Source organism: Acinetobacter oleivorans DR1, from assembly GCF_000196795.1.
GTDB classification, from domain to species: domain Bacteria; phylum Pseudomonadota; class Gammaproteobacteria; order Pseudomonadales; family Moraxellaceae; genus Acinetobacter; species Acinetobacter oleivorans.
The window spans coordinates 1298996-1312984 of sequence record NC_014259.1; the positions used below are offsets into that span (position 1 = coordinate 1298996).

The 13989-nt window shown below is 37.8% G+C and carries 11 protein-coding genes; 6 read left to right on the plus strand and 5 right to left on the minus strand.

The window, feature by feature from the left end:
* Nucleotides 1-13: 13 nt before the first annotated feature.
* Complete coding sequence (locus AOLE_RS06095; RefSeq protein ID WP_013197276.1) at nucleotides 14-1165, minus strand: alpha/beta fold hydrolase; 1152 nt, start codon at nucleotides 1163-1165, stop codon at nucleotides 14-16.
* 359 nt (nucleotides 1166-1524) lie between these two features.
* Here AOLE_RS06095 and gltS point away from each other — a divergent pair, with 359 nt between their 5' ends.
* Complete coding sequence (gene gltS / locus AOLE_RS06100) at nucleotides 1525-2760, plus strand: sodium/glutamate symporter (protein ID WP_013197277.1); 1236 nt, start codon at nucleotides 1525-1527, stop codon at nucleotides 2758-2760.
* Between the two features lie 209 nt (nucleotides 2761-2969).
* Nucleotides 2970-4799, plus strand: coding sequence for a monovalent cation:proton antiporter-2 (CPA2) family protein (locus AOLE_RS06105; protein WP_013197278.1), 1830 nt, complete (start codon nucleotides 2970-2972; stop codon nucleotides 4797-4799).
* A gap of 85 nt (nucleotides 4800-4884) precedes the next feature.
* On the opposite strand, the gene AOLE_RS06110 is transcribed toward AOLE_RS06105, so the two are convergent.
* Both AOLE_RS06110 and AOLE_RS06115 read right to left on the minus strand, forming a co-directional pair.
* On the minus strand, nucleotides 4885-5718 hold the full coding sequence (locus AOLE_RS06110; protein ID WP_013197279.1) for an SDR family NAD(P)-dependent oxidoreductase: 834 nt from the start codon (nucleotides 5716-5718) through the stop codon (nucleotides 4885-4887).
* Nucleotides 5719-5768: 50 nt separating this feature from the next.
* Nucleotides 5769-6146: a DoxX-like family protein gene (locus tag AOLE_RS06115; RefSeq protein WP_013197280.1), complete on the minus strand. Its 378-nt coding sequence runs from the start codon at nucleotides 6144-6146 to the stop codon at nucleotides 5769-5771.
* Nucleotides 6147-6343: 197 nt separating this feature from the next.
* On the opposite strand from AOLE_RS06115, the gene AOLE_RS06120 reads away from it, so the two are divergent.
* Both AOLE_RS06120 and AOLE_RS06125 read left to right on the plus strand, forming a co-directional pair.
* Nucleotides 6344-6862: a hypothetical protein gene (locus tag AOLE_RS06120; protein WP_013197281.1), complete on the plus strand. Its 519-nt coding sequence runs from the start codon at nucleotides 6344-6346 to the stop codon at nucleotides 6860-6862.
* A 667-nt stretch (nucleotides 6863-7529) separates the two neighbouring features.
* Nucleotides 7530-8084 carry a TetR/AcrR family transcriptional regulator gene (locus tag AOLE_RS06125; RefSeq protein WP_013197282.1) on the plus strand — a complete coding sequence of 185 codons (555 nt, stop codon included), beginning with the start codon at nucleotides 7530-7532 and terminating at the stop codon, nucleotides 8082-8084.
* 83 nt (nucleotides 8085-8167) lie between these two features.
* Here the strand turns inward: AOLE_RS06125 and AOLE_RS06130 are convergent, their stop codons facing one another.
* Both AOLE_RS06130 and aspT read right to left on the minus strand, forming a co-directional pair.
* A complete protein-coding gene (locus AOLE_RS06130) occupies nucleotides 8168-9766 on the minus strand; it encodes a bifunctional aspartate transaminase/aspartate 4-decarboxylase (protein WP_013197283.1) in 1599 nt (532 codons plus the stop codon).
* Nucleotides 9767-9822: 56 nt separating this feature from the next.
* Complete coding sequence (gene aspT, locus AOLE_RS06135; RefSeq protein WP_013197284.1) at nucleotides 9823-11508, minus strand: aspartate-alanine antiporter; 1686 nt, start codon at nucleotides 11506-11508, stop codon at nucleotides 9823-9825.
* A 1065-nt stretch (nucleotides 11509-12573) separates the two neighbouring features.
* Between aspT and AOLE_RS06140 the strand changes: the two genes are divergently transcribed.
* Nucleotides 12574-13182: a paraquat-inducible protein A gene (locus AOLE_RS06140; RefSeq protein ID WP_005306899.1), complete on the plus strand. Its 609-nt coding sequence runs from the start codon at nucleotides 12574-12576 to the stop codon at nucleotides 13180-13182.
* Entirely contained in the window at nucleotides 13179-13988 is an 810-nt protein-coding gene (locus AOLE_RS06145; RefSeq protein WP_013197285.1) for a paraquat-inducible protein A, read from the plus strand. The genes AOLE_RS06140 and AOLE_RS06145 overlap by 4 nt, the downstream gene beginning before the upstream one ends.
* Nucleotide 13989 lies beyond the last annotated feature (1 nt).

Below are 13989 nucleotides of genomic sequence, written 5' to 3' on the forward strand. Positions count from 1 at the left end.
TTGTTTAAACGAACTAACCTGAACGCTCAACTAACCAATTACTTATTTGAGGCCAGACTGCCGTAGGTGCTTGGCTTCCGGAAACGACACCCATGTGTCCACCCGGTACGACCTTAAACGTTTTATCTTGGCTGCTAATTAAATCCATGAGTGGCTTAACAGCATCAGCGGTCACAATAATATCCGTACTACCACCCAGTGCTAACACTGAACATTCAATATCTTTTAAATAGGCTGTAAGTTCACCGAATTTCACTACACCGTTGGATAGTTCATTATCAATCCAGAAACGAAGGATGATGTCGCGCATGACTCCACCGGGATACGCCAGCATATTATCGATAAATGAACTAGAAGTTGCGTGGTCAACAATAAATTCTCGGTTATCGAGGTTTTTAAAAAGTTCCCAATATGTTTTCAAATTTCCAATCGGGTCCGTTAATTTAAAGCCCAGCGTGTTTTGCCAACCATGAATATGAAATGCCTTACTTGGCACGTGGTGGCGAATACGAAATGGCGTATGTTTACGAACCCATTCGGCAGGTTTAGTCAGACTGCCATAAAGTTTCCCCATATAACCCGCTTTGTGAGTATCGATAGGGGAAGCGAGAATAATTAGATTCTTAATATCTTTATCTTTAAATAATGCGGTATAGCAGAGTGAAAGTGCACCGCCTAAACTCCACCCATGTAAAGAAAGCTGTTGCTGACCACTATGCTCGCGAACCTGCTTTAGCATTTGAGGCATAAAGACTTTAATGTAGGTGCCGAAATTGTATTTTGCTTGGTGACGGGTTGGCACACCCCAGTCAATTAAATAGACATCAAACCCGTGTGCCAAAAAGTAGCGTACAAAACTGCGAGTAGGAAACAAATCATAAATGAGCATGTTCACAGCTAATGGCGGAACAATCACTAAAGGAACACGGTGTTTAGGTGTAGAGATATCGGCTTCGTTTCTATAATGGCGTAAGCTAATAATTTCATGCTTATAGATCACGTCAAAAGGTGTTTTTCCTGACAAGGCAATTTCAGGACCTCTAAAAAATAGATCCGATGCATTGATCAGCATGTGAGGTATTTTTTGACCAGCACGTGTCTGAAGAGATTTTTTAATAGACTGTAGCTGTGGAACGTTCTGACGAACTTTAAGCAATAAACTCATTGAATATAAAACCTATAAAGATGTTGCCCAGAGCAATAAGGAGCTGGTCTTTTCAGGGATATTAAAGGGAATGAGTTCTAAGTTCCGTGACCCAAAAGACAGTATTTTCTGTTTAAGGTGTCAAGGAATAATTATTTTTAATTAAAAATAATTTGAAATAAATATTTGAAATTAATAATGAAATAAATTTATTTAATATTTTTGTATAAAACCTTTAAAAATTTAAGCTTTTTTTAAGAATAGTAAAAATCTATTGGTAGGGTAGTTTTGTAAAGTTTATTTGTGTTTTTTTTACATATGAAAAAATAAAATATAATTATTTTACAATCCTTTAGGAATGTAATTAGAAAGTAGTTTATATGGAATTTGTTTTTAATGGTTTTTATACGCTAATTTCGGCGGTCATTGTTTTATTGTTGGGCCGCTTTCTTGTTAATCGAATTGATTTTTTAAAACGCTACAATATTCCCGAACCTGTAGCAGGTGGTTTGGTGGCCGCGGTCGTCTCGCTGCTTGTCCATACCATATGGGGCTATAGCATTGTTTTTAGTAGCGAATTACAAACCAGCTTTATGCTCGTATTCTTTGCTTCTATTGGTTTAAGTGCCAATTTCATGAAGCTTAAAGAAGGCGGTATGGCTTTGGTTATTTTCTTAGTTTGTGTAGCGTCCTTCATTGTTGTGCAAAATGCGGTCGGCATGAGCCTTGCAACTTTGCTTGGCCTTGACCCATTGATTGGTTTAATTGCGGGTTCAATTACTTTAACGGGTGGTCATGGTACAGCCGGAGCTTGGGGTGAAATTTTAGAAACTCAGCATGGTATTCAGGGTGCTTTAGCTTTAGGAATGGCGAGCGCGACTTTTGGTTTGATTATCGGTGGTGTAATTGGTGGCCCATTAGCGAAATTGCTTATCAATCGTTACAACCTTGCTCAACCGAAAACCAATGCTGAAATTCAAAATCGTGACACACATCTTGAACAAAATTCGGATGATCTCGCACCGTTTGAAAACCCTCATCAAGTTCGTTTAATTACTGCCGATAATGCAATTACTACACTAGGTATGTTTGCAGCATGTTTGGCGTTTGCTGAATTTATGACTGGCTTTAGTAAGGGAACTTGGTTTGAGTTACCAACTTTCGTTTGGGCACTTGGTGGCGGTGTAATCTTAAGAAATATTTTAGAAAGCGTGTTGAAAATTGATATTTTTGACCGTGCGATTGATGTTTTTGGTAATGCGTCTTTGTCGCTTTATTTAGCAATGGCATTGCTTTCATTAAAGCTTTGGCAACTTGCAGATTTAGCAGGTCCACTTGTGGTGATTTTAGGTGCTCAAACGATTACGATGGCGTTATATGCAGCATTTGTGACGTTCCGTGTAATGGGCAAAAACTATGATGCAGCGGTGTTGTCAGCAGGGCATTGTGGTTTTGGTATGGGCGCAACGCCAACAGCAGTAGCAAATATGCAAGCGATTACCAACATGTATGGTCCATCGCATAAGGCATTTTTAATTGTTCCGCTTTGTGGTGCGTTCTTTGTCGATTTAATTAATGCCACGGTTATTCAGCTCATGTTGAAATTCGTTGTTTAATCAAAAAAAGCCCGTAAGGGCTTTTTTTACGAGTGCTTAATTATGAACCTTAAAATAGAGATAGATTTTGTTCATACAGATGCTCTAAATTTTCATTTTCGGACGATTTAACTCATTTTATTTTTAGGATACTTTTTCACAAAACTAATAATCGCCCTTAAACCTAGTTTCACATAGAATAAATTGCAGATAAATAAAATGAGAAATGTATGAGCTCAGAAGCACATTCAATTAGCTTGGTTGCCCCCGTAGTTTTATTGGCAGCGGCTGTCATTGCAGTCCCTATTTTTAAACGTATTGGTTTAGGTTCGGTATTAGGTTATTTAATTGCTGGTCTGATTATTGGCCCATTCGGTTTTGCCTTTTTTCAAGATTCCACCGCAATTTTGCATATTGCCGAGTTAGGAATTGTGATGTATCTATTTGTGATTGGTTTGGAAATGCAACCATCACATTTATGGAGTCTTAGACGCGAAATTTTTGGCCTTGGTACGCTACAAATCATCATTTGTGCATTGGCTTTGACTGGCGTCGGATTATTATTTGGTTTTACGTGGCAAGTCGCTTTTATTGGTGCGGCAGGTTTCGTACTGACCTCGACTGCTATTGTGATGCAGTTGTTGGGTGATAGGGGTGACTTGACTCAGCCTCGTGGGCAAAAAATTGTAGCCATCTTACTTTTTGAAGATTTACTAATTGTACCTTTGCTGGCTATTGTTGCTTTTATGGCACCAAATCATGTGGTCGAAAGCACATCTGTGCGCCTAGAAAATATAGGAATTGGATTAGTCGCAATTGCAGGTCTGATTGCAGCAGGGTATTGGTTGCTAAACCCATTATTTAGGCTTTTGGCTGCCGCTAAAGCCCGAGAGGTCATGACTGCTGCGGCATTATTGGTAGTGTTAGGGGCAGCGTTACTCATGCAAGTCAGCGGTTTGACCATGGCAATGGGTGCTTTCTTAGCGGGTGTACTTTTATCTGAATCGACCTTTAGACATCAAATTGAAGCTGATATTGAACCATTCCGAGGAATCTTGTTAGGCCTGTTTTTCCTTGGCGTGGGCATGTCACTGGATTTATCAGTTGTCGCTCAGAATTGGCAACTGATTGTGAGTGGGGTAATTGCCCTGATGCTTGCCAAAGCGCTCATGATTTATATAGTCGCCCGAGTAACGAAAAGCTCTCATACTGAAGCGTTGGACCGTGCCTTACTCATGGCTCAGGGTGGAGAATTTGCTTTTGTACTTTTCTCTGCCGCGCTAAGTGCACAAGTTATTGATAGTACGGTTAAATCTAATCTTACTGCTATTGTGGTACTTTCAATGGTGTTGACCCCAATTGTCGGTATTATTTTTAAACGTTTTACTCAAACTAAAGCGGATGTTTCATTAGAAAACGTCAATATTGCCGAGGGTTTAAGCGGTAGTGTTTTAATGATCGGATTCGGACGTTTTGGACAGGTCACCAGTCAATTATTGTTGGCAAGAGGTGTCGATGTCACCATTATTGATAATAATACGGACATGATTCAAAACGCGGAAAAATTTGGTTTTAAAATTTATTATGGCGATGGCTGCCGCCTAGATATTTTACATGCTTCTGGTGCTGCAACAGCACAAGCGATTGTGGTGTGTGTGGACAGTAAAGAAACCACAAATAGAATTGTGGAACTTGTAACTCACGAATTTCCTTTAGCGAAATTATTAGTGCGCTCATATGACCGTGAGCATTCACTGCATTTAGTTAAACAAAAAGTGGACTTTATGATCCGTGAAACGTTTGAATCGGCGATTAAGTTTGGTGGCGTGATTTTGCAAGAACTGGGTGTAGATGAAGACGAAGTAGAACGAATTACCGAGGAAATTCGAGATCTGGATAATGAGCGTTTTGAAACTGAAATCGCAGCAGATGACGTAAATGCAGGGGTTGGTATGCAATATACACATACGCATCATCCAAGACCGACAGCTCCATTGATTCGACCAAAACGGGAAGGGCGGATTTTAAATAAAGAAGATAGCTCAGATAGTGATTCTTAATATATAAAGTTCAGTAGAAGCTCTCTTTAGAAGAACTTCTGCTGAACAATTTTATGATGAAAAGAGCTTCAAGTGCTAAGCTCGACTATAAGTGCTCTAATGCTGTGCCTTTAACTGGGTTTCTGCGCCAGTAATAAGGTTGCAAAAATCTAAGAAAAAGCTTCCATGGCGTGATCCACGCGATGCGTCGGTTGGCTTTTTTGTTTTGCATAATTTGCTTTGCTAAATAGGCACAAACGACTTCTGGTGAATCAATCACAAAGAAAAATAACCGTTTCATTTTTTTCCAGTTTTGGACGTTTCCATTGGTCCAAGACGAAACTAATAAATCGGTTGCCACCATGCCTGGGCTTAGTGTGCCAGTTAAAATTGCTGTCGATTTTGTCTCTTTATAAAGTGCTTTACTAAAGTAACTGACTGCTCGTTTGGTGGTTGCATAGGGAGTCATGCCAGCACTCCATTCGCCGTTGCTTCCCCAACCTTCCATATTAAAGATTTGGCCATAACCTTGTTTGAGCATGCCTTTTAAAGCGACTTGCGAACCTAGCATTGTACCTAAAATATTGGTTGAAACAGCTGCGTTTAATTCATCAGGTTGAAGGTCAATAAAGTCTTTGGTTGGGTGGCAGCTTCCTGCGTTGTTCACCCAAATATTTACATGTCCAAACCGCTCAATTGCACTATTCCATAGGGTTTGTACGTCGGAAATTTGAGTCACATCGCAGCATAGACCCATAAATTTTTCTTTATTGAAATGAGTTTCTAAGTGGGTGAGGGCATGATTTAAGTGCTCAGCGTTACGTCCAGCAATCACAACTGAACATTCCAGCTTTAAAAAAGCTTCGGCGAGTGCTAAGCCAATACCCTTTGTACTTCCTGTAATAACCACACAGTAAACTTCACTTTTAGGTAGACTCATTGAACGCTCTATATAAAATCTTTAAAAATAGTTAAATGAATGGTTGTAAGTTAATTTTGCTCACTTAATAAGATGAGATAAACAATAGATAAACTTATCATTGAAAGATTCATTACGATAGGGTTATAGGGCAAGATCAGGGTAGAAGGTATTAAGAAACCAATTAAAAGAAGTAAGCCAAGCAAACCCCAAATGCTTAAATAGTGAATATATTTATGTGCAGTAAATAGAAAACATAAACCAAAAATCATTTCGGCAATACCACTTGCATGGCCTGCAAGTTTTGCATGTTCAAGTGATAGTCCTGCCCATTGCCACACAAAAATTTCATCAGAATTAAGAAATAGAAATTTTGGAACGAGACCTTGATAAAACCATAAAAAGGCCAGCACAAGGTTTATAAATTTAAAGATATTAAGATTTTTCATTGAAATTACTTTAAGAGTTTAAAATTTTCTTTAGATTAGGTTGGAACTATTATCTTTAGGTTTATTTATTTCTTCAAGAGAGGGGGTATAAAAGGGAATCTACTTTCTAATTATTTTAAAAAGATATCAGCTTAATTTATGATATTTTATACAGATCTGGAGATAAAAATTAGCTATTAAAGCAATAAGGATGAAGTATGTTAGTTATGCTTGATAAGCAACAGCCTAAACATGCATTGATTAGTATCGATAAATATGTTCCTTTTTCTATTGATTTTGATGAAAATAAGTTGGCTGATATATATTGGCGATGTGGAAATGGACAAACATCCTTATTTGAACTAGGACTAAGTAATAAAGGGGAAGTAATTAATATTACTTTAGTATCGATAAATTCTAATAATATATTGAAGACTACCTATAATTTTAAAAATTCATTTCCAGTTGAAAATTTATTACCTAAGTTTGATATCTCAGGTTGGAATGTAATATATGACGATTATTCAAGCATATTTAAAGATGATTTTAATTATGAACTACAATTGGTTGTAGGTTTAGATTATTTAGAATTAACTTTTTTAAATATTGAAAAATCAATGTATTACTTTGATAATGAAGGAATATATTTTGGTGTAAACTCTAACAATGAACTATCATCAATACAGTTAACTAATATCTCAACTGAAGAAATAGAACTTATAAAAAGCAATTTTTAAGTTAGGGGAAAATAAATCTAGGATAATAAAGGACAAATATATAATTTTGCTTTTAAAGTTAGCTAACATATTAAATTAAAGTATCTAATTAAATGAAAAACAATAATTATTTAACCATTTTCTATTCAACCATACATTGACACTCTAAACCCTGCGGATTATCCTTTGCCTGCTGGCCTACATTGCCAGCCGGCTTTGACAGGCTGTTTTAGACCGCATCAGAATATTCCTTCTGAGGAATACTCTTGTGTGTAAGCTTCTCGTCTCCTCCCGTTGCGGTAGGACGGGAGAGGGACACCTTCGGGTGTGCTGGCGTCTAACCAGTCTGTCAACCTTCTCTCGTTCTGCCACCATAATTATTTGACAGTAATTCGGTAGAACTTCTTTAGACATGAGGAGTCCTCTATGCATACTAATTTTTCTTATTTATTGGCCTTTGCCAAGCTCTCTCTATCCATACCGCTTAACTGGTCTTTAAAACGGTTTAAATATTTGTAGATTAAACTGTACTTCGTTACGACTAAAAACTCATAGCAACAATAAAGTCTGAGATTCGCTAGGGCATGGTTTTATGCTGCCTTGGCATGCCTGTTTTCTCGCCTAATATTTTGGTGAAGGTATTTCTATCTCATTTACTTACAACAAAAAAATATTTTATGCGGTACATATGAAAAATTTAGAGGCTTCATCTAGAGCGACGCGAGCGCTTCACATAGCAGCAGACTTATTTAAACAATATGGCTTCAACAAGGTCGGGGTGGACCGAATCATGATTGAGACCAAAATTCCCAAAGCCACCTTTTACAACTACTTTCACTCAAAAGAAAGGCTGATTGAAATGTGTCTGGTCCTTCAAAAAGACCAGCTAAAAGAAAAAGTGAGAGCAGTGTGTGAATCTTGCCAATATTCAGATTTGTCTTTTAAGCTTAGACAAATCTATCTTTTACATGCTGACTTAAAAAGTGCTTATTATTTGTTGTTTAAAGCGATTTTTGAAATTGAAAAGCTTTATCCCAATGCTTATCAAAGTGCGGTGAGATATAGACAATGGCTTAAAAATGAAATTTTCAGCCTGCTCATGGAAAATAAGAAAACAGTTTCGTATGAGGAGTCTGATATTTTTGTATTTATGATTGATGGCGCAATTCTTGGGCGTTTAAGTTCAAGTAAAAATGAAGAGCCTGAGAGGTTACTGGATTACTTTTTAAATATGGTTTATTAAGTTGAACTTATTAAATTGAAATAGAAAATTAAAGAGCAGAAAGGAAAAAGTGAGGCTGCTAGAGCCTCACTTTATATAGGTGCTTATTTACCTTTTTTGGTTTTTAAATATTCTGCATAAGCTTCATCCGCAAAGCGTCTTAGAGAATCACCAATTGCAGCATATTGGTATTCATTTAGGTTAGCTAAAGATGCACGAGCAGAAGGATGCTGCACACCGAAGCCAGAACCCGGTAATAAAACCACACCTGTTTCATCAGCTACTCTAAATAAAAGTTCTGTCGGATTTTTATTTTTCATGACCCAGTCGGCAAACTCATCTCCATAAAGAGTACGTGATGTGTTTTCAAGGTTGACTAGGGTGTAGTAGTCCACAGCATTTGGATCTGTTGGAACCTCGACACCAAGCTGTCTATAAAGTGCTGCATCGCGTTCACGCACAACAGACTTAACCGCTTTTTTGTAGCTTTGGCGTGAGTCCATTAAATTAAACAAGGCAAATAAAACCATTTGAACTTGTTGTGGTGTAGATAGACCCGCAGTGTGGTTTAAAGCAACATTACGGCTGTCTGCAACTAAGCGGTCAATAAACTTAATGCTTGCAGGGTCGGTAGTTAAAGATGAGTAGCGCTCTTCAAGCTCTTTCTTCTCTTTCTTTGATAAGTTCGCAATTTGTTTATCAAGCACATTGTTATTTGAAAGTGCAATGACACCGAGTCGCCAACCAGTCGCACCGAAGTATTTAGAGAATGAGTAAACCAAAATTGTATTGTCAGGACAGATTGCAAAAAGCGATTTGAAGTTATCTGCAAACGTACCGTAAACGTCATCGGTCAAAATAATTAGATCAGGGCGTTTTTTAACGATATCTGCCAGAATCGCAAGCCCTTCATCACTCATTTTTACAGATGGGGGGTTACTTGGGTTGACTAAAAAGAACGCTTTAATAGATGGATCTTCTAACTTTCTAAGCTCCGATTCTGGATATTGCCAACCGAGATTAGGGTCTGCCTCAATGAGTACCTCTTCAAGCTGATAGTCGTTGAGTTTTGGAATTTCCAGATATGGCGTGAAAATTGGGCTACCAATAGCAATACGGTCGCCGTTTTTAATAATTTTATTTTCTTTTAATGAGTTAAAAATGTAGGCCATTGCTGCTGTTCCGCCTTCAACAGCGAACAAATCTAAGTCTCTTTTTTGCATGCCTTGTACGCCCATTTCTTTTAAGACGTACTCTTTAATAATCGTTTCACTGACTCTAAGCATTCGGTCCGGCACAGGGTAGTTACAACCTAAAATCCCTTCAACCATTTCAAGTAAAAAAAGATCTGGGTCGAGACCTAACTGGTCACGAACATAAGACACGGCTTTACCTAAAAAGACCACACCGGGTTTGTCGCGGTTTTCCAAAATGAAGTTATCAAAACGTGACTGAAGTCCAACAGGGCGCGGGAAACCACCTAGACCTTCTGGCATATATGAAAACGAGAACTCTGATTCGGTCGCCGAAAATAGACCCAGTTGGAAGAATGCGCGACGTGGGATAGTCGCAAGAAAGTTCGGATTACCACGCCCAGCATTTAACATCATTCGGTCAGTTCTGCTTTGAGCTAATTCTATTAAATTATCTTTTAGTTCAAATGGGCTGAGTTTTGCATATTTAGAATAATCGACTTTCCCCATGGGACGTCTCCTTAATTATAGTGAGATGAATAAAATTTCTAATTCAATGTACAAAGTTAGGCCAAGCCTACGATCAGTGGTCCGAGTAAGGTCAAGAACACATTTGCTAGGGCATAGGTAATTGCAAATGGAACGGTCGGAATTGAGTTTCCTGCTTTATCTAAGATTGCCCCAAATGCAGGGTTTGCACTGCGTGAACCAGATAGTGCACCTGCCATCACTGCAACGTTGTTATAACGCAGAACATAACGAGCAAAGAGCATGGAAAGCAGCAGAGGAACTAGTGTTACCACAACCCCAATCATAAAGAGTGAAAGGCCACTTTCTTTAATGGTTTGAATGGCTTGTAATCCTGATTGTAAGCCGACGGCGGCAACGAAACCTGCCAGACCCAAATCTTTCAGAAGCTGAGAAGCCGCTAGAGGCATATTGCCATGCACCTGATTTCGACTTCGAATCCAACCAAAAAGCAGTCCTGATAGTAAAGCTCCGCCACCCGCACCAAGCGTTAAGGGCACATCACCTAAACGAATAACAAACAGACCAATAACTAAACCGACTACAAGGCCTGCACCATGGAAAATCCAGTCTGTTTTTAAGCTTTCAGGTAAGGCTTTACCAGCTTCTTTCACTAAACGATCGAGGTCGCTTTTTGTACCGTAGACGGTGACTACATCACCTTGTCGTAAAACAGTGTCGTCACTTAAAGGTTGTGGCTCATCGTTATGCTTAATCGCAAGTACATAAATACCGTGCTTTAAATACGCAGGCGTATTGGCCTTAATATCTCCTAAGGTACGGTTAATGTATTTGGAGTTTCTTAGGATGACATCGCTGGTATCCATAATCATTTCCATACCTTGCGATGACTGTAATTCGCTACCGATTTGCTCGGCAACTGAAACTACATTGGCACGGCGACCAACCAGCAAGACGACATCGTCAGTTTGTAAAGTCAGTTCGGGAGCAACATCAATAAACTGATCTTTACGTTTTAACCGTTCAATCGTAATACTCGGTTCTTTTGCTTCAATCTCCGCAATAGTGTGTCCATTGGCTTGTTTAACTTTATAAATACGGCCAACAATTTCCGGCATTGCCAGTTCCTGACCCGGTGCTAGTTCAAAAGCACCTTTGAGTCGTTCACTTTGAGCTTTTAATGCATCGTCGTGAATTTCTTTACCCATAAATTTAGGCAAAATATTCACACAGACAATAATTGCTCCCAATGATCCGAAAATGTAAGTCACTGCATAGCCAATCGCGACATTGGCTTGAAGCCTTTGAATTTCTGCGAGTGGGAGATCGAGTCTGGAAATGGCATCTCCAGCAGTCCCAATAATGGCTGATTGAGTCATGCCACCCGCAGCAAGACCCGCGGCCAAGCCTTTATCGAGATGAAAAATTTTAGCCATTACTAAGACGGTGACTAAACCACAAACCGCCATGAATACTGCTAAAAGAATTTCTTTTATGGACTGTGGTCCTAGTGATTTAAAAAACTGAGGGCCACTTTCAAAGCCTACCGCGTAAATGAAAAGGGCAAATAAAATTGCTTTAACGCCATTATCGACAGGTACGCCAATAAGACTTAAAACAACTGCGACAAGTAAGGAGCCTGCGACTCCGCCAAACTGAAATTTTCCAAACTGGAACTGTCCAATCCAGAAGCCGATTGCGAGTGATAAGAACAATAATATTTCGGGGCTGTGCTTTAAGACACTTTGTAACCATTCAATCATTTTGATCTCACTTTTATTATTAGATCTATCTTTAATATATGAAATTATTTATTTTTCCTTTTTTAAAATACAGTATGAAAATTGCTTAAGCAAACCTTCAATTCTGGTGAATTTCTTAAGTTTAATTGTATAAATAATATATTTAAAATGCTTGTGATCCAGATATATCGGTAATTCTGAGTGATTAAATCAACTTTCGTTTTTAACTTGGAGTAAAATTTAATTACAATAATATAAAGAATGTTTCATAATGTAAAAGAGCACACATACTAATTTTTGATTTAAAATTTTTATTAAAGTATTGATTTTTATAATTAATTATTTTTTTATTGTTATTGGGGATGTTAATTTGTAAAAAATTAAAAAATAATCTACTTAAAATTAAATTTTTGTTAATTGTGTCGCATAATTTATTTTTTATATTTAATTTAATCTTCATAATAATATTTAAGTTTTTAAATCTGCTTATATTTAAGTGAGGTTTTGTTGGTATTTAATTTTTATATTTAAATAAATTTATCATATTAAAAAGAGAGCTTTATTGTGATTTTGAATTTGAGAGCTAGTTTATCGATACTAACTTTTTTAATAAAACATTTACTCGTTTGCATGACCAAAGTACCAATCTTCTGCTCTATTTTGCCCAATCACAAACATGACATCCTGCTTAGGAATGCTAAATTTTTTGCAGGAACTGTTCTGTCACATGCTGCATTAAATCTGATTCTTGTTGCGACGTTCACGGGATAAAAGTGATCTAGAGCAACATGAACTTTTCAATAGGGAAAGATGTTAAGCAATAGTTAGGGTTTACTCATTTGACGCTCAGCTACTTGGGGCAAAAAGTGTGTTATCTGAGCTTAAGCTTATGACTTTATAAAACTATTTTTATTTGATCACCGAATGTGTACAGATTATTTAGCAGTTTCAACAATATATTGAACAGTACTTATGGTAATTTCCATTGTCTGATATAGCTTTTAGATTGATTTATATTTTAATTTATCTTAGTAATAAAAAGAGCTTTGTGTGACACAGTAAAACGATAAACCTTAGAGTATAACTATGAAGCTTAAAGAATTAGCAGGTTGTGAGGAGTGCGATACTGTCTATCGTAGAACCCCGCTTGCTTATGGAAAAAGAGCTTATTGCGTATGCTGCGGTGCTGAACTCTATCGGCACACCAAACCTTTTTCGACATTATTGGCTTTGATCTTAACGGCATTAATCGTATTTGTTATTGCCAATAGCTTTCCGATTGTAAAAATTGAATTACAGGGAAACATATCTGAAACCACCTTACTTGGAGCAGTTTGGGTGATGTTTCATTATGATCGGGCATTCGTTGGCGTACTCATCTTAATCACTACCTTTGTTGTGCCGCTTTCCTATCTTCTCTTACTTTCTTATGTATTGGGTACAGTAAGCGTATTGAAGAAAAGACCAACATTTTTGGTGATTGCCTTACGCACACTTTTTTTTATGAGAGTGTGGGGAATGGTTGAGGTGTTTTTAATCGGAATTTTGGTCACGCTTGTAAAGTTAATGGGAATGGTCTTGGTGATTCCTGAGATTGCGTTATGGGCGTTTGCGATCTTAAGTGTATTGTTGGTCTATATTACTTCCATAAAGGTGAGTGATATATGGAATGAAATTGATAGGTCACTGCCATGAAAACGATAAAAAATGTGACCCAAACCCGAAGCTCGCAGCAAGGGTCAGTGCTTAAGCAATATCCAAGAGCCAAAGATCTTTCATTAATTGTGTGTCACTGCTGTGGTGTTGTAAATTCTGCTCAAAATGAGAAAAGAGGACTCAAGCAAAGCCCTCAAGTTTTACGTTGTATTCGATGTAATAGCGTGCTGCATTCACGTAAACCAGCGAGTTTAAATCGAACTTTTGCTTTAGTGGTGGCTGCGACTATTCTCTATATTCCGGCCAATGTACTTCCCATGACGGTGACTGACTCACTTTTGGGAAGTCAGCAAGATACCATCATGAGTGGGGTCATTTACTTTTGGCAAAGTGGGGACTATCTGGTTTCAGTGGTTATTTTCATGGCCAGTATTTTTATTCCCATGTTGAAGCTACTGATTTTGTATTTTTTATTAGTGGCGGTCTATCTTCAACAATCGGCAGGTTGGAAATTTTTACCCGAGCAGTGCGTAAAATTATATCGAATTGTTGAGTTTATTGGCCGTTGGTCAATGATTGATGTATTTGTTGTGGCATTATTAACAGCACTCATTCAGATTCAATCGCTTGCTACCATTTTAGCAGGGCCAGGTTCGATTGCTTTTGGCGCGGTCGTGGTGTTAACCATGTTTGCATCGTTAAGTTTTGACCCACGTATTATTTGGGATAATTTCTACGTATCTCAAAATACAAATAAACCTTCTTCTTTTGCTTCAGAAAAACCAAAGATTATTCACGCAGAACATCCGCCGTTGAATAATGATTCCATTAATCCCAGTCAATAAA

Coding starts and splice junctions, on each gene's coding strand:
- AOLE_RS06140 (WP_005306899.1), top strand. CDS start 12,574: ATGAAGCTTAAAGAATTAGCAGGTTGTGAGGAGTGCGATACTGTCTAT.
- gltS (WP_013197277.1), top strand. CDS start 1,525: ATGGAATTTGTTTTTAATGGTTTTTATACGCTAATTTCGGCGGTCATT.
- AOLE_RS06145 (WP_013197285.1), top strand. CDS start 13,179: ATGAAAACGATAAAAAATGTGACCCAAACCCGAAGCTCGCAGCAAGGG.
- AOLE_RS06110 (WP_013197279.1), bottom strand. CDS start 5,718: ATGAGTCTACCTAAAAGTGAAGTTTACTGTGTGGTTATTACAGGAAGT.
- AOLE_RS06105 (WP_013197278.1), top strand. CDS start 2,970: ATGAGCTCAGAAGCACATTCAATTAGCTTGGTTGCCCCCGTAGTTTTA.
- AOLE_RS06130 (WP_013197283.1), bottom strand. CDS start 9,766: ATGGGGAAAGTCGATTATTCTAAATATGCAAAACTCAGCCCATTTGAA.
- aspT (WP_013197284.1), bottom strand. CDS start 11,508: ATGATTGAATGGTTACAAAGTGTCTTAAAGCACAGCCCCGAAATATTA.
- AOLE_RS06125 (WP_013197282.1), top strand. CDS start 7,530: ATGAAAAATTTAGAGGCTTCATCTAGAGCGACGCGAGCGCTTCACATA.
- AOLE_RS06115 (WP_013197280.1), bottom strand. CDS start 6,146: ATGAAAAATCTTAATATCTTTAAATTTATAAACCTTGTGCTGGCCTTT.
- AOLE_RS06095 (WP_013197276.1), bottom strand. CDS start 1,165: ATGAGTTTATTGCTTAAAGTTCGTCAGAACGTTCCACAGCTACAGTCT.
- AOLE_RS06120 (WP_013197281.1), top strand. CDS start 6,344: ATGTTAGTTATGCTTGATAAGCAACAGCCTAAACATGCATTGATTAGT.